Here is a 21,159-nt window from a genome sequence, read left to right as displayed (position 1 = left end):
ACTACCACCCCCCCTTTCAGGGATTCGTTTCGAATGCATAGACACGGTTCCATTCGTTCGCCATATCGACCACGGTCCAGCCACGCTGCGTGGCTTCATCCAGCGCCCGATCCAGACGTCCGATCTTCGACTGGCGGTCGTAGGCCCATTCGCGTTTCGCATCGGTGTGATGCACCAGGCCCGCGAATCGTTTGCCGCTGCCGGCCATCGTCCACTGCAGCATCTGCAGATCGCCATCCGAATTGCCGAAAGCGAAGATGGGACGCCGGCCGATGAACTTGTCGATGGAGACGGGCTTGCCCGGTCCGTCATCGTTGAAATCGAGCTTGGGTGTGCGCATCAATACCGGCTTGCCATCCACCATTTTGAATTGCGTCACGACGGTGCTGCCGATGACCTGCTCGGGCGGGATGCCGTAGGCGTCTTGCGTCCAGGCGCGCATGAAAGCCACTTCGCCGCCCGATACGATGTAGACCTTGAAACCATTGGCACGCAGGTAGTCCAGCAGTTCATGCATGGGTAGAAAAGTGAGCTTCGAATAGTGCTGTTTGAATCGGGGATGCTGCGCACTGGCGATCCAGGCCTTCACTTTTCCGGCGAAAGCATCGGTGGTCATGTTGGTGTGGGTCACCGCCAGGATCTTCATGAGTCCTTGCGCACCCGACTGGCCAAGCGCAGCGTAATCGCGCTCGATTGCGGCCTTGAAGGGCTGCGTGGTCTTCCACTCCGGATGCTGCGGCGCCATCTTCCTCACTTCGTCCAAGGCGAAGATGATCTGGAAGTACATCGGTTGTTCGCTCCACAGCGTGCCGTCGTTGTCGAATACGGCGATTCGGTCTTCCTGCGGCACGAAGTCGGGCGTTCCGGCATTGGTCACCGTCTCGACGAACGCGACGATCGCTTGTTTGGAAGGTCCGTCGCGCCACGACGGCAAGGGCTCTTGCGCCAACGCCGCGCTCATCGCGCCCGTCGTGAGCAACAGGGCCAGCGCATAGGCCCAGGCGATCGCCAAACGTCTATGGATCGAGTGCGATGTCATATCCAATCTCCTTTTGCGGACCGTGCCGACTCACGTGGCGGCCGAGGATTCAAGGGGGCCAGCGAATGCCTAAGCATCGATGGATTTGCGTGTTTGAACCGCCGCCGCAAGGCGATCAGCATGTCGATAAAGGCAGCGTTACCTTCCCATTGCGGTCGGTGCGCGCCATAGCCGCGCCGCATGAACGCGTCGGCCTGCACGGCGTAATGAGGCGGCAGCGGATCGAGTGCGGCCGACAAGGTTCGCGTGCCACGGATGCGGCGCAGCCACAGATAGAGGGCGTTTGGATCCGGATCGCCGTGGCGCGACTGGCGCAGGCGTCGCCAGGCGTAAGACTCGGACGATCGCCATCGGCGCCGCGCCTTGACCCACAGCGCGCGCGTCCGCTGACCCAGCGCACGCCGATACCGCCAGAGCACTGCCAGCACCACGATGAGGAGCAGCGCGACGGTACCCATGGCGATCGTGGCGCCGTGCAGCACACGTCGGGTGCCCTGGCGCAATTGCGTTAAATCGGCCGCGATGGAAAATGGCGCCGCGGTGGCAGGCGCGGCGACCACGTCGACCGAGGCGCCAGGCAGCGAAAGCGTTTCGACCTTCCCGCGCTGAATGTTCCACCATGTGATCTCGATCGGTGGCAGCGCCAAGGCACCAGGATCGGCTTTCACATACGACGCGCGATCCACGCGGCGCCCGCCGGTCACACCCCCCCGCCCGTCCGTCAACGTCACAACGTCGGCCGCCCCGTCGTAGCGCACGGCGCCTTCAACGTCCGCGAATGCTGGTGGCGGCATCAACATGGCTTGCGCGCCGTCGGCTACGAGCGTCACCTCCCGCATGACCGATTCGCCCGTGCGCAACGGCGTCTGCGGTTGTGTGAAGCGCTGCGTTGCCCGCACGGCGGTGGCGGCAAAAGACCGCGATCCCAGGCCGATCGCTTCCGCACCGACGGGCACCGCCGCACGAGTAGCAAGTGGCCGCGATTGCACGTCAATCGCCTGTGTGGCGCCACCGGCCATCACGCGCACCTTCAGCGCGGGGATGGTGATCGGCCCCGCTGCGGTTGGTGTGAGCACGTAGGTGTAGCGCAGCACCGTGAGCGCCACGCCGTCCCGATTGACGCTCAAACTGTCGGCGCTGCCCTGCGGCGAGGCCACGGCCACATCCACGATATCGATCGGCGGCAACACCGGGGGTTGCGAAAACCAGGTCGACGTCGATACATCGATCTGCAAGCGTGCAGGCACGCCCACCGAAAGCGGGCCGGCCGGATCGATGCGCGCCTCAACCTGCACAAGCGGCATCACGTCGCCGGCATGCGCAGGCCCCGTTGCGGCAACGCCGCACATCAGCCATGCGCCGACCAGAATCGCTGCGCGTCTCATGATGGGCTCCCGGCTGCTACGGATGCCGGCGCAGACAACGGAAACGGCACAGGCACGGGCGTGGATGAAGACGGAGAAACCGGTGACGGCACCGGTGCCGACGGCGGCGCGGCTTCGTCGCTCAGGAATTTGCGGCGCAGAAAATCCGCAGGCGAAGTCGTTAGATTGCTCAGCCACAACTCGGCCGAATCCGCGCCTGGTGTAGTCACGCGGCCCGTCTTGCCGCGCTGCTTGTCGTTATCGAATACGAGCTTATCCGCCTTCTCGCTGGGATCGGCACCCTCGCGCGCTTTATCGCGTTCAGCCTGCAACCGGCGCACCAGTTGGCGATTGAACGTGGCTTGCGGGAAGTCGACACGACGGCGCAGCGCTTCGTCATACGCCGCAATCGCGGCAGGATAGGCCTGCAGCCGTGCCTGCGTATTGCCGATGTAAAAGTAGCCTTCGGCGGTTTCGACATGCGCAAACGCATCGAGCGCCTGTTCGAAATCCGCCGCCTCATACGCGGCGCGTCCTTTCCAATACGGATCGACGAACAGCGCCGCAGCGTCGCCATAGCGGCCGTGCTCAAAGGCCCAACGCCCTTGCTGATCGCGCGTGGCGAACGCATCGGCCAGCGGCCCTGCCTGCGCAGGCGCCGCTGCCGCCATGATCACGATCATCATCACGCCCGCCAGCCAATTCACGGCAAAGCCCCGTCGCAGGCACACCCCCGCCAATAAAACGAGGGGCAAGCAGAGCCAATAGCCCGCGTCCTTCCAGTGCGCCCCGGCATCCCTGGCTCGAACGTCGCTGAAATGACGCTGCGCGTGACGCGCGATCCATTCGAGATCGTCGCCGTTGACCGTCATGCTGCCCAGCGGTGCCCCGGCGGCCATGGCCAACCGCTTGAGGCCGTCCGCATCGAAGCGGCCGACGACGGGCAAGCCTCGCGCATCGACGCGCACGGCGCCCGTCACATCCCGCAGCACGCCGCCATCCACCGCACCCACGGCAAGGATGAGCACCTGCACATCGCTTGATCGGGTCAACCGCTCCACCTCGGGCAGGCTGGCTGCGTCATTGCCGTCGGTCATCAGCACGATGGAGCCGCCGCGTCCCGCCTTGGCCAGCAAGGACTGACCCAACGCGATCGCGGCTGCCGCGTTTGTGCCGGGATCGGAAAGCAGATCGGTCGCCAGCGCACGAATGAACAACCCCATCAATGCGGGATCGTCGGTCGAGGGCAACACGGTATGCGCGCGGCCGGTATACACAAGCAAGCCTGTCTTGGCCCCCTTGCGCTGCGCCACGAGATCCAGCATTTTGCGCTGCACCGCGTCCATGCGGGAGGGTTGGATATCGCTGGCGTCCATCGAGGGCGCCAGGGCCAAGGCAACGATGAGCGACGCTTGATCGTCGAGAAAATCGGGCCGATCCTGTTGCCATGTCGGTCCCGCTACCGCGACGCCGCCGAGCACAAGCAACGCCGTCACGGTATGCACAGGCCGCCAGCCCTGGCGCTGCGTGGGTTGCACGATCAGATAGGGCAGCAGGTGCGGCGCGATGCCCGTCAAACGCAGCTGCCGCGCGCGCTGCAACGACGACCAGCCCCACCAGGTCAGCAGGCCCGCCACAGGCAGCAACAATCCCCACGGCCGCAGAAAATGAAAGGCGCTCAGGTCGATGGCCATGCCGCCTCCCCGCGTGCGGCGCGCGTCTGCGTCCGCGTTTGTGTCCAATAGGCTGCCGCCATCAGGTAAAGCTGCAACAGCACCAGCAGCGCCAGCGCGGCTCCCAGGGGCACCCAGAAGAAATCGTGTTTGGGCTGATGGGAAATCACCGTGGTGTCGTGCGGAATCGACCGGTTCAATGTCTCGTACACCGCTGCCAACGCATCCGCATCGGCGGCACTGAAGAATCTTCCGCCGGTGAGCTGCGCAATCGATTGCAATGCCGCGAAATCTGCCCGACCTTCGCCTTGCGAATTAGGGTCGCCGATGCCGATCGTGTGAATGACGATCTTGCGTTGCGCGGCTATCTGTGCGGCTTGTCCGGGCGGAATGGCGCTTCCGGTATCGGCGCCGTCGGTCAGCAAAATCAGAATCTTGTCGGCGGCAGGCGTTTGGTCGAATTGCTTGATCGCCAGCCCGATGGCGTCACCGATGGCTGTATTCGGTCCCGCCATGCCGGGCTGCAGTTGTGCCAGCAGATCCTGAACGGTGCTGTGATCCATCGTCAACGGCGCCTGCGGATAAGCGGCACTGCCGAAGATCGTCAGCCCAATGCGGTCGTCCGTGCGCGCCGCGATAAACGTATTCACGACCGCTTTGACCACGCTCAATCGATCGCGCGGCGCCGCACCGGCCGCCGCAATATCGACCGTCTCCATCGATTGCGAAATATCGACGGCCAGGACCATGTCGCGCACCGCTTGATGATGCACAATCGGCGGCTCCACGCGAACCGGACGGCACAGCGCAAGCACTGCCAAGGCAAAAACGAGGGTGTAGACGGCCCGTTGCATCGGCGATCGGCGCAGCCCCGGCAGGCTGGCCCGCTGCCCGGTCGCCGCCGCGATCTCGTCGAAGAACGGCACGCGCAGCGCGCTGCGCGGCTCCATATAGGGCGGCAGCCAGCGGTAGGCGGCCAGCCCGGCCGCGAGCACGACCAGCAGCCAGGGGTAGTCAAGTCGCCACATGATGCCGCTCCACCCACATTTCGCTTGCATGAATGACGAGCGCCAGACCCGGCTCGGACAAAGCAGCGAGAGCCGCATCGTCGCCATAGGCGAGCGTGGTGAGCACTGCACCCGCATTGTCGGGAAACCGGCCCCCGGTGGATTGCAGATAGGTCACGAAAGCGTTCCCGGTCAATGACGCCGCATAGCGATCGGGAGTCGCCGCGAGCGTGACGCGTTTGAGCAGCACCGGAAGTTGCCGAATAGCTCGACGATCGGCCTGGGCGGCGGCCTTCATGCGCTGCAGCGCGACGATCGCCTCGCGTCGGTAGCGATTTCTTCGATGGTGCCGCAGCCACAGCGCGGCACTCACCACAAGCGCACACGCCAACGCTCCCGCCACGACCGCCCAGCCCCAGGTTTGCGGCAGCCACGCCACCGCAGGCGGCAAGGGAAGCTGCTGCAGTTGCTCGATCTTGGCCGCCGTGTCGCTCATCGCCGCAGCCCCTTTCCTTGCCGGCCCAACTCGCGACGCAGTTGCAGCACGGTATCGTCGGCCGTGCTGATGGCCAGCAACGGCAACCGCGCGCGTTTGAGTAGCGCATCCACATGCGCCAGGCGCTCGCTGAAGAACGCGCGCAGCGGTTGATGCACGACGCGCCGGCCCAGTCGAATGTCGAGTTGCAATTCGCCTTGCGTGACGACGACCTGGCCCGTGCTCGGCAGGTTCGCCGCCATCGGGTCGAACACCAGAACCGCCACGATGTCGTTATGCGCCGCCAAGCCCCGCAACAGCCGCACGGTGTCGTCGTTCGCGCCTGCGAAGTCGCTCACGATGATGATCAATCCGTTGTGCGAAGCGACCGCGAGCGCCGTCCGCAACGCGTCGTTCAGTCGCCCGTTGGCATCCTCCGCGCGCTTGATGGCGCAGAGCTCACGATTGCGTTTGACGATCGCGCCGCACAGTTGCTGGATGCGGGCGCGGCTGCGCAGCGGCTTCACGCTTTCGATGCCGCTGTCGCCGATTACGATGCCGCCCACCCGGTCGCCCGCGCGGTAGGCCATCCATGCCGCGAGCGCTGCCAGACGCGCCGCCACCACCGACTTGAAGTACAACGTCGAGCCAAAGAACATGCTCATTCGCTGATCGACCACCACCCATGCCGTACGATCTTTCTCTTCCAGATACGTGCGTACGTAAGGCTTGTTGAAGCGCAGGGATGCGCGCCAGTCGAGCTGCCGAAGATCGTCGCCGGGCAGATACTGCCGCAGGGTATCGAAGTCGAGCCCCCGGCCGCGCACTTTCGAACCATGCTGTCCAGCGAGAATGCTGCCTACCGGTTGATGGCCGGCAAAACTCAATCCTTGCGCCCAGGCCTCCTGCGACATGAGATCGGTCATGTCCACATAAACATCGTTATCGGCGGAGGGCGTTCGCGTTGTCATGATCGTGCGTGCTCGCTAAACCGGGATGGCCACCACATCGATCAGGCGATCGATTACCTGATCCGGGCCCACCCCATCGACCATCGCGTCATACGTCAGGTGCAGCCGGTGGCGCAGTACAGGATGGATGACGGCGCGAACGTTGTCCGGCGAGACGAAGTCGGCGCCACTCAGAAACGCATGCGTTCGTGCCACACGATCCAGCGCGATCGCGCCGCGCGGGCTGCTCCCCACGTCGATCCAGCGGGCAAGATCCTTGTCGTAGTCCGACGGCCGGCGCGTGGCGTTGGCCAGATCGACCACATACGTGTCCAGCAGATCGCTCACATGAATCGATGCGATCGCGCGCCGGCAGTCGAATAGCGCCTCTTGCGTGACTTTGAAATCGTCTTCCGCCACCACGTTTCGGGCTTCCTGTCTGAGCAGGGACAACACCTGTGCCTCGCTTGCCGCATCGGGATAGTCGAGCACAATCTTCATCAGGAACCGATCCATTTGTGCTTCGGGAAGCGCGTAGGTGCCCTCCTGCTCGATCGGATTCTGGGTCGCGAGCACCATGTAGAGAGACGGCATCGGATGCGACACCCCGGCAACCGTGATCTGCCGCTCTTCCATCGCTTCGAGCAACGCCGCCTGCACCTTGGCCGGTGCCCGGTTGATCTCATCGGCGAGAATGATGTTGCCGAAGAGCGGGCCGCGCTGAAACACGATCTCGTTGACACCCGCATGTTGCTTGAGTACCTCCGCCCCCGTGATATCCGAAGGCAGCAGATCCGGCGTGAACTGAATGCGGCTCATCTCGGCCGTCATGTGGCGCGCCAATGCCTTGACGGTGCGTGTCTTGGCAAGCCCTGGCAAACTCTCCAGAAGCACGTGGCCGTCGGCCAGCAAGCCCATGACGACCTGCCTGACGACAACACCTTGGCCGAGCACCGATTGGGTGATGACCTGCTCGAGCTTGAGTATGGATTCGCGGTCCGACATAAGTGCACTCTCTTGGCAACCGTTGGACGAAACCGAAGGGAACGACAGCAGCGTGCCGCTAGCGGCGCACGAGTTGTTTCTCGCGCGCCTGCGCCATCTTCCATTGATCGGGTGTCATCACCGTGCGAAAGCCGAGATGCGACATACCGTTCATCGGATCGGTGCCGCGCCGGGCACTCGTGCGGTAGCTGATGCAATAGGTGTCGCTACACAAAAACGAGCCGCCTCGCGTTACCCGCTTCGGCGCCGAGACCGGGACGCCAGGATCTTCGGGGTCGAAACTTTCCTTGGGACCTGCAGGGTCCAGCGGCGCCTGACGATACTGCGCCTGCGTCTTGAAGAAATCCGCGCGATACCAGTCTGCCGTCCACTGCCATACGTTGCCCGCCATGTCGTACAAGCCGTATCCGTTTGGCGGAAACGCCGCGACCGGTGTGGTGCCCACGGCGATTTTCTCGTCCGTTACCACGGGGAACGGTTGTGCCTGTTGCGTGTCCCAGATATTGGCCATGGCCTGACCGTTGGGTGCGCGCTCATTGCCCCAGGCGTAATTGGCCTGTTCCAGCCCGCCGCGTGCCGCGAACTCCCATTCGGCTTCCGTCGGCAAACGCTTTCCGGCCCACGCCGCATAGGCCGCCGCATCCTCGTACGACACTTGCACCACCGGATGATCGTCGCGGCCTTCGATCGTGCTGCCGGGCCCCCGTGGATGTTGCCAGTTGGCGCCGGGCACGAACCGCCACCACTGCGAAAAATCACGCAATGACACCTGCTCGGCCGTACCGACGAACACCATGGCGCCCGGAACCAGGAGGCTGTCGTCGGGACGCGGCGTACCGGGCGGCAATTGCACCCGCAGATCGTCCCACCTGGGCGGGCGTTCGGCCGTCGTGACATAGCCGGTCGCCTGCACGAAGCGCCGAAACGCCGCGTTCGTCACCGCATTGGTATCCATCCAGAAACCCGTGAGCTTGACCTGATGCGCGGGCATCTCGTTCGGCTGCGCCAGTTTATGGCTGCTGCCCATCATGAACGTGCCATCCGGCACCCACACCATGTGCAACGGACCGCGCTTGCCATCACCCTGCACCACTTTCGCTGCGAGCGGATGCGGCGCGCGCCAGATGCTGTCGTACACGGCCGCGCCCGCTGCGCCAACGAGCGCCAATGCGGCAAATGCGCCAAAGACTAAAAGTTGTCTGTTTGCTTTCATTGCGTTCTCCCAATGATGTTGCACACTGCAGTGCCGATGCACCCGGTCTCAGGGCAGCGAATTGTCGGTGTGCCGCAACGCGGCGGCAGGCCGTGGATGTCGGACACGCCGAACTTTCAGACGCTCGAAACTCTGCACCATGTCGCTGTATCCCGACATGTGCCGAACGAGGATGTCGGCCACACTCTGGCCGCCCGATCGCACCTGACGCTGGAGTTCACACGCCACGCTGTACCAATCAACGATCTGCGCGCCGGCATCGGCCATACGGCGCCAGGCGTTGTGACGCGTCGTTCGGCTCAAGCTCCCGCAGGCATCGGCAACCACGAACACCTCGAAGCCTTCCTGCACGGCAGACAGTACTGTCGACGTCACACAGGCTTCCGTCAGTACGCCCGACACAATCAGCTGCTTGCGTCCCGCCGCATGCACCGCATCGACCACTTCGCGATCGTCCCAGGCATTGAGCGCAGCATCGCGCCGGACCAGGGGTGCGGCAGGAAATGTGTAATTCAGCTCATGGATAAGCGGACCGTTGGCGGCGTCGTCGCACGATGTGGTGAGCACCGTCGGCAAAGCGAAGAATTTCGCAAGATCGGCCAGGGCAAGAATGCCGTTGCGCAGTTGCTCGGTGCTCGGCTCGCGCACAAGCGAGAACAGACCGCTTTGATGGTCGATGAACAGCACTGCGGCGGCGTCTTGTTGCAGACGTTTGTATTGAAGACCCATAGGTAAGCTCCAAAGGGTGCCGCGTGAAACATCATGGGACGGCATGCGGACTCGCATCCATCTCGCTTTCGCTTCGCACGCCGCAACAGCGACGTGCGAAGCCCCGCTCATTTCGACTTCACGTACTTCGCCACCTCACCCGCTGCGGCGTCGGTCCACTGATCGATCAGGGGCTTCAAGTCGTCGGGCTGAACGGTTGGCGCGCCTTGTGATGCAGACTTGATCTGCTCTCCCGTGCCGCCCCGCACCGAAGCAAACAGCAAGACATTCGTGGTGCTGTCGGTAACATGATTCTCGATCGCGATCGACGCCATCTGGGGTCGCCCGCCCTCGGCCAACGCCATGGCGCCAGTGATCGCCAGGCCGATCGGAATGTACTGATAGGCCTTCAACGCCTCGGTATCTGCACCGACTGCGGTCACGGCGATCTGCCACCGCGCTACACGCGGACCTGGCGCGTTCACGATGCGGATACGTTGACCGACCTTGCTGCGCAACGATTGATCGGCATACACCCGCAGCGTTTCCAGCGTTTGCATCGAGACCTTGTCGCTGGGCTGAGGCGTGGGGTAGTAACGCAAGGGCTCCAGATAGATCGCATCGTAGTTCGCGGGCACGAACGCCGGATTCACATACAGCAGACGCGTGCCGCCGCCGGGTGCGTCGGCTCGCTGCAGCTTGCTGTAGTCCGGCAGGAAGCCGGATTCCTTGGGCGGCGCGGTGGACGCGCAACTCGCCAGTAGCACCACGGCCGCTACCGACATGGACAGGACTTTCAATCTGGACGTGTTCATCGCTGACCTCTTGGTTGATATCGCGAGCAGGGTTGCATCGCGCTTTTCACTGCCCGCTATAAAGCGATCTCGCGCCAATCGCCGACAACCCCGTCGAAAAGCGCATTCAAGCTGGATGCGGTAGGGATGCGGCCGTCGCTTACGCGTTCGAGCATGCGACTGCTGCTTAGATAAACGAACATGTGCACACCGGACTTGCGCGGTTGCGCCGGCCACGCAAGCATGGCGTAACGCGATGCGGAGATTGGTACGATGCTGAAGCGATAGCCATAGAACGCATCGGCAACTGGTGTATCCGGCAGCATCGCCCAAGCGGCAGGCCCCACGGGGCTGGCTGGTTCACCATCGGCCGCCGGCCAGTACAAACCATCGGTCGTGCCGCGTGCGCTGACCAGCTTGCGGGCGTAACCCTGGCCCGCACCACGGGCGATGTAATCCTGCTGCGCCGTCGCCAGCTGAAACAGCACATCGATGGCCGCCAGTTCATTACGCCCCATCGCGCGCCGCGAGATTTCGCGCCGCCCCGCAGCCAGATCGAAATGCCAGCCCCGCGCGGTCGGCACCATCGGCACCGGGAACGTCCAGCCGTGTACGCCGACCGATAGCAGCACCGCATTGCCAGCCCCCGCCATCAGCGTGCGTTGCTGGGCGGCAGCCCCCAGAAACGCATAGATGTCGTCCTGCGACACCCCGTCAGGCACAAGCGATCGGTAATCCCGTCCCAGCACGCGTGCAAGCGCCTGATCGTCGCTTGTGGCGACTGCTTCTACCAACGCATCCGCGGCGGCGCCGGGATTGGGATAGACCGCCTGGGCATGCCCCTGCGCAGACGCAAGCATCATCGCGCTTGTCGCGGCGATCGCAATGAGCACCCGGCGCGTCACTGTCCACCCTATCGTCCAGATCGTCATCATGTGTCTCCTTAACCGCGCCCGCGAACGTGCGGCATCCCGCCACCACCCGGCAATCGTCCTCCAGGCTCGCGCACGCCTTGCACAGGCAAACCTATACGCTGCGCTTGACGCCGCATGGCATCACCGTCGCCTGCGCCTTGGAACGCCGACGGTCGATTCATCGCCCGCGATGCCGAACGCGCTCGATCGATATCGGCGCCATGGTGCGATCCTGCTGCTGAGGCGCGTGGCGAGCCTGTAAAGGAAGGGGAATGTGACGCGTGCCTCGCACCGGATATCGATCCGTCGCCGGCCGTGCGGCCCGCGGCGCGAGGGCGATTCGCAGTGGCCGTCGAACCGTGGCCGATATTCACGCCTGTGCGCTGTTGTACGGTCTGCGATGCACGCTGACGCGCGGCCTCACGGTCACTATTGCTGGGCGTGGAAGCGGCACGCGCGAACCCTTGTTGCGACATTGGCCGCGACGCAACGCCGGCCTGGCGTGCAGCCTCGTAGCGGCGGTTCGCCCCTGCCGTGGTGTAAGGCGTGGATCCACGATTGGCGGGATTATGCTGCCATTGCGCACGTGCGCCGGAGACATCGATCCGTCGATTGGCGTTGATATTGTTATAGCGATTGACGTTGATGTTCACATCGCCGCGGCCCCAATCGCACCCGCCCCAGAGCGAGTCCACAGCCGCCACGCCGATCCCGAAACCGATGCCGGCGGCAACCGCAGTGAAAAAAGCCGACTCGGGCGGCGGCGGATAGTACGCCGGGGGCATGTTGGGATAGGGCCAGGCGCCATACACCACATTGGGGTTGTAGCTCGGCACATAGACCACCTGTGGATCGGCAGGCTGAATGACCACGACAGTCTTGCCGCCGTCATTTGCCGTCGTCACTTTCTGCTGGGCGTTGGACGTCAGCGTACCCACGGCGCGCGCCTGCCCGCGCAGCCGCTGCACCGAATCCATGACCTTGTCAGGCGCATCGAGAAACGCATTCCCGATCGCGACCACCCATTGTGGCTGGCGGCCCATCATGTCCAGCACCGATGGAAACGCCACCAACGACTGCACGCTGGGATCCCAGTTCAGGTCGGCCACCGATTTGACGGCGGCATCGCCCGAAACACTGGCGTGTGCGGCCGACCATTGCGCCGCAGCCACGACGTCATCCGGATAGGTCGTGGCCATCAGCACCTGCGACACCAACGCATCGGGATAAAGCGCGATCGGCGCTGTCAGCGCATCGAGCTGCGCCGCCGAAGGCGCAGTGATGGGAGAAGGAACCGTAGCCGCCGGCGGCACAGTAGGCGGCGCGGTCTGTGCGCGGGGGGCTTGCGACTGTGCAAGCGCCGCCGGCGCGACACACCACACGATGGCCGCCCACCCATAAGCAGAGGCATACTTCACGAGATCCATCATCATTCGCTTCCTTGAACGTCCGGCCTGTTGAAGCCGCATGTGACGCCTACGTCGCTGACTTGCGCTTCGCCGTCGTCGAGACGGCGAAGCAGCGTTAAAACGATGCCGTGAGATTGAGCAGATACGCGTTACCTTTGGGGCGGTGGCGCGTGTCTATCTCATTGATCCAGCGGAACGATGCGTTCAGGCTGTGTTCCTTGTCGAGCTTGTGCGTCCAGGTGGCAATCGGACCCAGGCCGAGCGCATAGCCTTTGTTGCCGTCGAGGCGATCCGCCAGCGTGCCCTTGTCGTTTTGCAGTTGCTGAATCCAGCCCACCACGCCGCCAAAGCCAAAGCCATTCTCGAAGCGTTTGATCAACGTAGCGTCAACCGTGTTGAGCAATCCGCTGTGGTAATCCGTTGCTGTGTTCCGCGTATAGACCTGCAGTCCCCAGGTCGCGCTGAACTCAAGATTCTGTTTGGGCCACAGATGCGTGTACGAAAGATTGGGAATGAACGTCCACACGTTCTGACCTGCGTTGGCCAGGCGGTTCGAGTCGTAGCTCCCCGTTGGCGCATACATCTGCAAACCCAGCGCCATGTGCGAGGTTGGACTGAAGTGATAGCTCGCCATGATGGGAATCAACAGGATATCGGCGAAATTCGTCGAGTGATCCGATATCCGGCGATCGTTCAGGAAAGCCGACGCATGCGTGTATTGCAACGGCATACCCACACCAGAGGCGAAGTTCCAGTGCGGATCGTGCGTGTCCCACACATAAATCGCGTTTGCCAACGTATACGACGCTTCGATATCGAGCCCAGCCCGAATCGAGTTTCCGATCGCCGTCTCTCTCGTGCGCCCCTGACTGGCTTTGTAGTAAATCGTAGAAAGCGACAACGTTAGACCAGGATCCGGGGGCACGATGCCGGCATAGGGGGTGATCTGCATGCCAGTGATCGGGCGGCCCATCCCGCCCTCTGTGGCCGCCGCTGGAACGCACATCGCCAGTGCGCCCATTGCGGCGATGGCACGCATTGGATTGGACACGACAGACGCAACGATCCAGCGACCCAAGGTATTGAATACCGTGATCATGTCTACCCCTTCTGAGATGATGGCGCCGCTTGAGCGCTTTTTTTCGTGCTTGCGATAGATCGGTCGGTCAGTGCCCGAACGTCATGTTCAGGCCAAGCAAAACAGTGAACTGCGGTAGCCCCGGCCCTGCTCGCGCGACTGTCCATTGCGGCTCGGCGTATAGGTTGAAAATGGTTTTCCCGTCGCGCCAAGTTTTTCCGGCACCGGCCCCCACTGGGATGTAGTAGTTGCCGCGATCGAGATCGAAGCTCCACGTCGCTGTCGATCTCAGATACCACCCCTGCGGCAGGTTGTAGATCAGGAACGGCTGGAATGATCCCGTGTTGACCGTGGGGCGGCTGCTTTGGCCGGCAAAGGAGTGCTGCCATTGCACCAACGCGCCGATCAACCGCTTGGGGGAAGGGTCTACGACGACGGCCGCAAGACCCGCTGACCACTTTCCCGCGCCCAACTCAGGCCGCGTTGCCGTCGGTATCGTCAGCAATGGCCCTACGCCGAGCTGCATGCCTCGACCTGAATCGAACAGAAAGATATCGAACACGTTGACGTCGCCCAACGCTGTTTTGTAATCACCATTACTTGTGGGCCGCGTGCTGATCGGAATCGTGCCGCGCAAAATTTGAGGCACCTTGATCCAATCACCGGGTGCCAGCGGCACGGTGGGACGCAAAAGAAAATCATTGGTATGGGCATTCGAGCCGAACAGACTCGGGGTGTAATAGTTCTGCAGGCCTAGCGATGACGCTGCGGTCAACGGATTATTGCTTTTGTTGGCGTCTCCGGTGGTCTCCTGCGCCGATGCAACGCCTAGGGCGAAGATACCTGACGATACGGCAGCGCAGCAGCGCAGCGCGCCTAAAGCTGGATCACAGGCACCTGACATTATCCACCCCTATATAAAAATGCGATTTTTTTAGCCAAAATTTATTTAAACTAAGGCGAAACAGTGCCTCGCATATTCAGCGAATTTTATTTAATATTTTTTGGCGGATACTGATTGCGAAAATGAATATTCATTTCCGGTCAGAAACCCAGTGCGTAACGATGCCGAATGCGCCGTAGGAAAACCACGGCATCGGCTAGCGACTGAAGATGCTATAGCCGTGCAATCGTTGGCTGCCTGCGCCTGCAGGGCACTGGCGCAAACGCCTGGTGCCAGGAGACGATCAGAGAGGCTGTCGAGCCAACAGGGGTGAAGCGCTCTCTTCTTTCCCGGGCAGAGTGCGCAGCGGTACAATTTACGGGGACGGCTGAAAACATTCCGAGCTTCATCACATCTCTCCCACGCGACGAACGCGTAGATGCAACAGCATGGGACTGCGTACGACGCCTACGAACTTCTTGCTTGCCTATTATTTAATACTTGGCAGATGCATTAAACCGAAGTTCGATGGGTTTATTCTGACACGACCGGCAAGATTTGCATCCAGATTAGTTCACAATATATTGCAACAATCCATTGCTGTGAAATTTGCGAATATCGGCAATTTCGCACTATTTGTTTGCTAATCCATTTTTCAGCACATCATGACATTTCATCTCAAGCGTTTGACATCCATTTGTGCACTGTTATTGGGCGTCATAGCAGCCGATGCGGTGCACGCCGGAGAACCGATGACGAAACCCGTTCGTCCAGGTGATGAGGTCTACGCGGCAAAGTGCACGTCGTGCCACGATCTGGGCATGAGTGGGGCGCCTACGTTGAAGAACAAAGCGGCATGGACCGCACGCATCGCGCAAGACCGGGAACTGATTTACCGGCACGCGATAAAAGGTTATGGGTCGATGCCCACACGGGGCACCTGTTCAACCTGCTCAGACGAAGAAATCAAAGCCGCCGTGGATTACATGATCTCTCGCGTGCAATAAGGCGTGGGCTGAGCCGCGCGGCGGACTGCCCCTCAGCTTGGGCGGCATGCACTTACGTTCTGTGTATGTATTACGGGCGCCCGAAACAACGTCAAATGCACTTGGCGGTAAGCTGTCGATCTTTCGGATATCGCTCGGGTGCGAGACTTGCTTCGTGATTACCCGCTAAATGCCATTCTGAACGCGACCGGCGACGGCGGCCAACCCCTAACCCCCGAATTTCATGACTGACGCCATCCGTATCGCCGTGCCCTATGCCGACATCTTTGTCGGAGACAGCGAAATGGCCAATGTCATGCGGCGCCACGATTGGGCGAAAACGCCGCTCGGGCCGCCGGAGCACTGGCCGCAGACGCTCAAGTCTGCACTGCGCATTCTCTTGACCTCGAAGTTCGAGATGTGGGTGGGATGGGGACCTGATGTCGCGTTTTTCTATAACGACGCCTACCGCCCCACGCTCGGCCGCAAACATCCCGAAGCCCTCGCACGCCCAACGCGCGACGTGTGGTCGGAGATCTGGGATGACGTCAAGGATCGCATCCATTCGGTCTATCACGATGGGGCCTCCACCTGGGACCGCGCGCTATTGCTGATCATCGACCGGGCGGGTTACGAAGAAGAGACCTATCACACGTTTTCGTATAGCCCGCTGGTGGGTGACACCGGTGATATCGAAGGCCTTTTCTGCGCCGTATCCGAAGATACCGATCGCGTCATCAGCGAGCGCCGCCTGCGTAGCTTGCGCGAAACGGCGGCGGCCATTACGAAAGCAGACAATCGTCGCGATCTGACGCGCGCCGTATGCGCCGCGTTGGGCGAGGCGCGTCACGATGTGCCGTTTGCCGCGCTGTATTTCCTGGACGACAGCGGCGAACCGCGCCTAGCAGGTGCTGTGGGTGTGGAAGCAGGTCATCGTCTCGCCCCGCAAATGATGTGGACGTGCGATGCACCACCCGGTATCGCCCGGCCACCGATCAAAGGAAAGTCGACCTACCTGATCGACCTGCCCGAAGCGGACGATTTGCCGTCGGGGCCGTGGAACAAGCCCATCCGCAAGATGGCCGTCGTGCCACTGACGGCAAAGGGGCAGGAGTTCGCCACGGGTTACCTGGTCGCCGGCCTCAACCCCTACCGGCCCGGTGTGGACGGTGATGTCGATTTCGTCGAGCTGATGGCGGGGCAGATTGCGGCCGCATTCGATCACATCGGCGCGCTCGAAGTGCGTACCGAAGAGCGCGACCGGCTGCGCGGACTGTTCCAGCAGTCGCCCGGTTTTATCTGTGTATTGAGTGGCCCCAACCATCGCTACGAGTTGGTCAACGAATCCTATCGACGCCTGGTGGGCCGCAGCGACGTGGAAGGTCTTACCGCGCGCGACATTCTCCCCCAGGGCGGCAACGAGGCCATCTTCGATTTGCTGGACGAGGTGTATCGCACCGGTCGTCCATTCGTTGGGCAGGATATGACGGTGATGATCACCACCCTGCCGCAAGAAGCACCGGCCAAGCATTATCTGGACTTCGTCTTTCAGCCGATCATTGACGAGACCGGTGCCGTGACGGGCATCTTCGCCGAAGGCTACGACGTGACCGCAAAGGTGGTCGCGGAGAACGATCTGCGGCGCATCAACGAAACCCTCGAAGTCCGTATTCAGGAACGCACCGCGGATCTGGAAGCTGCGCTGGAGCGGTTACGCGAGCAGGCGCGCGAGCGCGAGCTGGTGGAAAGCGCGTTGCGCCAGGCGCAAAAGATGGAAGCGGTGGGACAGCTCACGGGCGGGCTGGCGCACGACTTCAATAATCTGCTGGCCAGCGTGAGCGGCAGCCTCGAATTGATGCATCGCCGCTTGCAGCGCGGCGAAACCGGCGATCTGGAGCGCTACATCGCCATCGGTCAAGGCGCCACCAAACGGGCCGCCGCCTTGACGCATCGTTTGCTCGCCTTCTCGCGGCGGCAAACGCTCGATGCACGCCCAACGAACGTCAATATCCTCATCAAGGGCATGGAAGACCTGATCCGGCGCTCCATCGGCCCGCACGTAACGGTAGAAGTGGTGGGTGCAGCGGGACTCTGGTCCAGCCAGATCGACCGCAATCAGCTCGAAAATGCGCTCCTCAACCTGTGCATCAATGCAAGCGACGCGATGCCCGATGGCGGCCGCCTCACGATCGAAACGGCCAACAAGTGGATGGACGAGCGCAGTGCCAAGGAACGCGATCTGCCACCAGGACAGTACATTTCACTGTGCGTGACGGATACCGGAACCGGCATGTCCCCCGAAGTGATCGCACGAATCTTCGAACCGTTTTACACGACCAAGCCCCTGGGCATGGGTACGGGTCTGGGACTGTCGATGGTGTATGGTTTTGCGCGCCAATCCGGTGGCCAGGTTCGTGCGTATTCCGAAGTGGGCATGGGCACTACGTTGTGCATTTATTTGCCGCGTCATGACGTACGCGGCACCGAGGCCGAACCTGCGCCGGTCGCCGAAGTGCCGCCGGCCGTGAGCGGCGCAGGCACCGTGCTGCTGGTCGATGATGAAACAGCGATTCGGGCGCTCGTGCAGGAGTCCTTGACCGAAGCCGGCTACACCGTCATCGAAGCGGACACCGGCGCTGCCGCGCTGACCATTCTTCAGTCGAGCATCGCGATCGATCTGTTGATCACCGACGTGGGCTTGCCGGGCGGCATCAATGGCCGCCAGGTCGCCGACGGCGGGCGCCAACACCGTCCTGAACTCAAAGTGCTCTTCATCACCGGCTACGCGGAAAATGCCGTGATCGGCAACGGGCAGCTCGAACAGGGCATGCACCTGCTGACAAAGCCGTTTGCGCTGAACGTGCTGGCCGAGCGGGTCGGCGAGTTGATGCAGCACAGCGACGCAGCGTAACCGTCGTGCACCGCACGACGCAGCACGCGCTACGCAGCAGCCGGCGACACGAAGCCTTTGAGCAGCAGCGATACCGGCTGCGGGCGCCCGAAGAAATACCCTTGAAAGAGTGAGCACCCTTCGCTCTTGAGCTGGTCGAACTGATCCAGGGTTTCAACGCCTTCGGCGGTGGTCTCGATCGCAAGACTGCGGCTCATGCCGGTGATTGCGCGGATGATCGCTAGGGCTTCCGGGCTCTTCTTCATATCGTGAATGAATGATTTATCGATCTTGATCTTGTCGAACGGAAAGGATCGCAGATAACTGAGCGATGAATAGCCCGTGCCGAAATCGTCGAGTGCAATGCGCACGCCCATCGCCTTGAGCTGTCGCAGAATCTCGAGATTGCCCTGTGTGCTGTCGAGCATGACCGACTCGGTGATCTCCAGCTCCAGTCGGGTTGGAGGGAGGCCGGCGTCGTTCAGCGCCGATTCGACCATCGCCACGAATCCGGCATTCTTGAACTGAACCGGCGACAAATTCACCGCCACCGTTTGGTCGCTGGGCCACCGCGCGGCTTCGCGGCAAGCGTCGTAAAGTGCCCACGCGCCGATATTGTGAATCAGGCCCGTTTCTTCCGCGATCGGGATGAAGTCCATCGGCATGATCATGCCCTTGACCGGATGATGCCAGCGCAACAGGGCTTCGTAACCCACGACGCGCTCATGATGTTTGTCGGTGATGGGTTGGTAGTGCAAAGCGAAATGCCCCTGCGAAATCGCGTCGCGCAGATCGATCTCGATCTCGCGCCGCTTGCGTGCCGACTCGTCCATCTCGGCGCGGAACACCTCAAACCGGTTGCGGCCGTTGTGCTTGGCTTCGTACAGCGCCATATCGGCACTGCGCAAGAGTTCATCCGAACTGTCCATGCCATTGCCGGTCATGGCGATTCCCACACTCAGGCCCACGCTGAGCGTGTGGCCATTCACGATCAATGAAGGGCGCACGGCCTCGATCAAACGCCGTGCGGTGAGATGCGCGTCCTCTTCACTTTTCAAGCCGGGCAGCACGATGGCGAACTCGTCACCCCCCACGCGCGCGAGCGTGTCCTGCTCGCGCAATACTTTACGCAGCCGGCTCGCGATGGCACGCAGCAGTTCATCGCCGACCTGATGGCCCAGGGCATCGTTCACATGCTTGAAATTGTCCAGATCGAGACACAGCGTGGCGGTCATGCGCGGCGACGAACGCGTCTCGTCCAGCGCGTTGTCCAACCGCTGACGAAACAACTCCCGATTGGGCAAGCTGGTGAGATTGTCGTGATGGGCCATGTGATGAATGCGCGCATTGGCCGCGTGTTCGTCCGTCACATCATCGGCGATCAAGAGCACATAACTCGTGCGCGAATCCGTGCCGCGGATCACCATGGTCGTCGTACGCAACATGCGCGGCCCCTGCGCCGTCTCGACCTGCCCTTCGTTCTTGTGCCGGCCTTCCGTGCGCAACGCCGCATCGGACAATCGCTCTATGTAGCCGCTCAGGCGCGGCGCCATGCAGTCGATCGGTTTGGCACCGATCAATTCGTCGCGCCGATGGCCGAACAGCGCTTCGGCATGCCGGTTGACCAGCAGGATGTCGCGCGTGACGGCATCGAGCACCATCACACAGGAGGGAATATTGGCGATTACCGTATCGAGAAAAATCGACAGTGCGGCCGTGCGCTCGCTGTGCTGCTCGGCCAATTCCTTGGCTTGCAGCAACTGCTGCTCGTAGGCCCGCCGCTCGGTGATGTCGCGCGTTACCTTGGCAAAACCGATGATCACGCCCGATTCGTCGCGAATCGCGTCGATCACGACCGCAGACCAGAACGCGGAGCCGTCCTTGCGGTAGCGCAGGCCTTCGCCAGCAAAGCGGCCGGTGCTGCGGGCCGTTTCCAGGCCCGCCTCGGGCAACCCGGCCCGCCGATCTTCTTCGCCATAGAAGCAGGAAAAATGGCGACCGACGATTTCGTGTTCGAGATACCCCTTGGCGCGCTGCGCGCCGGCATTCCAGTTGACGATGCATCCGGTGGGATCGAGCATGTAGATCGCGTAATCGGTCACGCCTTGCACGAGCAGGCGAAACTTGCGCTCTTGTTCCATCTGCTCGGCTTGCCGTCGCCGTTGCTCGGTGCAATCGCGGGTGACTTTTGCGAACCCGATCAACGTGCCGGTGGCGTCCTTCACTGCATCGATCACCACGTGTGCCCAGAACGCCGTACCGTCCTTGCGGTAACGCCACCCCTCGGCCTCGAATCGACCGGTATCGGTAGCCGTTTTCAAGCCACGCTGCGGCATGCCGAGCGCTTGATCCTCCGGGCTGTAGAAGCACGAGAAATGTTTGCCGACGATCTCTTCGCGCGTGTAGCCCTTGGCGCGCTGGGCGCCGGCGTTCCAGTTGGCGACGGTGCCATCCGGAAGCAGCATGTAGATGGCGTAGTCGACCACGCTTTCCACAAGCAGGCGATACATCACATTCGAGTCGTCTTTCATTTCGTTCTGCCAGAAAATCGCGGTGGGAATCAAACATCAAACACGCGCTTGGCGCGGCTCCCACCACACGAACCTTCACGCTTTAAGTAAAAAGCAGAAGAGTCCTGAACGCTTTTAACGACTCAGATTTTAATTAATTAAGACATGAAATATATATTTCCTTAAATATCACATTCATTCCGAAGAAGCGCCATTACGCGTATTGCGTCCTTCACGTGTACTGCGTCTATTACGTGCATG

17 protein-coding genes are annotated in these 21,159 nt (G+C 61.9%); 2 read left to right on the top strand and 15 right to left on the bottom strand.

Annotation, left to right across the window (positions count from 1 at the left end):
* Positions 1-16: 16 nt before the first annotated feature.
* From EYW45_RS21860 to EYW45_RS21795, 14 genes are all read right to left on the bottom strand, one after another.
* Entirely contained in the window at positions 17-1,039 is a 1,023-nt protein-coding gene (locus EYW45_RS21860; protein ID WP_161137561.1) for an HAD family hydrolase, read from the bottom strand.
* Positions 1,036-2,424, bottom strand: a complete 1,389-nt coding sequence (locus EYW45_RS21855) for a BatD family protein (RefSeq protein WP_161137560.1) — start codon at positions 2,422-2,424, stop codon at positions 1,036-1,038. The genes EYW45_RS21860 and EYW45_RS21855 overlap by 4 nt, the downstream gene beginning before the upstream one ends.
* The gene (locus EYW45_RS21850; RefSeq protein WP_161137559.1) at positions 2,421-4,097 is read right to left on the bottom strand and encodes a VWA domain-containing protein; all 1,677 of its coding nucleotides are present in this window, start codon (positions 4,095-4,097) and stop codon (positions 2,421-2,423) included. The genes EYW45_RS21855 and EYW45_RS21850 overlap by 4 nt, the downstream gene beginning before the upstream one ends.
* A complete protein-coding gene (locus tag EYW45_RS21845; RefSeq protein WP_161137558.1) occupies positions 4,082-5,104 on the bottom strand; it encodes a VWA domain-containing protein in 1,023 nt (340 codons plus the stop codon). The genes EYW45_RS21850 and EYW45_RS21845 overlap by 16 nt, the downstream gene beginning before the upstream one ends.
* On the bottom strand, positions 5,091-5,579 hold the full coding sequence (locus tag EYW45_RS21840; protein ID WP_161137557.1) for a DUF4381 domain-containing protein: 489 nt from the start codon (positions 5,577-5,579) through the stop codon (positions 5,091-5,093). The genes EYW45_RS21845 and EYW45_RS21840 overlap by 14 nt, the downstream gene beginning before the upstream one ends.
* Positions 5,576-6,529: a DUF58 domain-containing protein gene (locus tag EYW45_RS21835; RefSeq protein WP_161137556.1), complete on the bottom strand. Its 954-nt coding sequence runs from the start codon at positions 6,527-6,529 to the stop codon at positions 5,576-5,578. The genes EYW45_RS21840 and EYW45_RS21835 overlap by 4 nt, the downstream gene beginning before the upstream one ends.
* A gap of 15 nt (positions 6,530-6,544) precedes the next feature.
* Positions 6,545-7,513, bottom strand: a complete 969-nt coding sequence (locus EYW45_RS21830) for an AAA family ATPase (protein WP_161137555.1) — start codon at positions 7,511-7,513, stop codon at positions 6,545-6,547.
* Between the two features lie 58 nt (positions 7,514-7,571).
* Positions 7,572-8,726, bottom strand: coding sequence for a formylglycine-generating enzyme family protein (locus EYW45_RS21825; protein ID WP_161137554.1), 1,155 nt, complete (start codon positions 8,724-8,726; stop codon positions 7,572-7,574).
* 48 nt (positions 8,727-8,774) lie between these two features.
* Entirely contained in the window at positions 8,775-9,455 is a 681-nt protein-coding gene (locus tag EYW45_RS21820; RefSeq protein WP_161137553.1) for an isochorismatase family protein, read from the bottom strand.
* A gap of 107 nt (positions 9,456-9,562) precedes the next feature.
* Positions 9,563-10,249, bottom strand: coding sequence for a DUF3313 domain-containing protein (locus tag EYW45_RS21815; protein WP_161137552.1), 687 nt, complete (start codon positions 10,247-10,249; stop codon positions 9,563-9,565).
* 56 nt (positions 10,250-10,305) lie between these two features.
* Positions 10,306-11,163 carry a DUF2950 family protein gene (locus EYW45_RS21810; RefSeq protein WP_161137551.1) on the bottom strand — a complete coding sequence of 286 codons (858 nt, stop codon included), beginning with the start codon at positions 11,161-11,163 and terminating at the stop codon, positions 10,306-10,308.
* 8 nt (positions 11,164-11,171) lie between these two features.
* A complete protein-coding gene (locus tag EYW45_RS21805) occupies positions 11,172-12,575 on the bottom strand; it encodes a DUF3300 domain-containing protein (RefSeq protein WP_235939176.1) in 1,404 nt (467 codons plus the stop codon).
* A gap of 91 nt (positions 12,576-12,666) precedes the next feature.
* Positions 12,667-13,650 (bottom strand): SphA family protein, encoded by a 984-nt coding sequence (locus EYW45_RS21800; RefSeq protein WP_161137550.1) that lies wholly within the window; start codon positions 13,648-13,650, stop codon positions 12,667-12,669.
* Between the two features lie 67 nt (positions 13,651-13,717).
* Complete coding sequence (locus tag EYW45_RS21795) at positions 13,718-14,533, bottom strand: hypothetical protein (protein WP_161137549.1); 816 nt, start codon at positions 14,531-14,533, stop codon at positions 13,718-13,720.
* 644 nt (positions 14,534-15,177) lie between these two features.
* Here EYW45_RS21795 and EYW45_RS21790 point away from each other — a divergent pair.
* Together EYW45_RS21790 and EYW45_RS21785 are read left to right on the top strand one after the other, a co-directional pair.
* Positions 15,178-15,519: a c-type cytochrome gene (locus tag EYW45_RS21790; protein WP_161137548.1), complete on the top strand. Its 342-nt coding sequence runs from the start codon at positions 15,178-15,180 to the stop codon at positions 15,517-15,519.
* Positions 15,520-15,742: 223 nt separating this feature from the next.
* Complete coding sequence (locus tag EYW45_RS21785; protein WP_161137547.1) at positions 15,743-18,409, top strand: ATP-binding protein; 2,667 nt, start codon at positions 15,743-15,745, stop codon at positions 18,407-18,409.
* 29 nt (positions 18,410-18,438) lie between these two features.
* Here the strand turns inward: EYW45_RS21785 and EYW45_RS21780 are convergent, their stop codons facing one another.
* Entirely contained in the window at positions 18,439-20,919 is a 2,481-nt protein-coding gene (locus tag EYW45_RS21780) for a sensor domain-containing protein (RefSeq protein ID WP_161137546.1), read from the bottom strand.
* Positions 20,920-21,159 lie beyond the last annotated feature (240 nt).

It is taken from the genome of Schauerella aestuarii (assembly GCF_009866805.1).
Classification (GTDB): Bacteria; Pseudomonadota; Gammaproteobacteria; order Burkholderiales; family Burkholderiaceae_B; genus Schauerella; species Schauerella aestuarii.
Note: the sequence above shows the minus strand (reverse complement) of the source record. Positions and strands in the feature narration are given on the sequence as shown.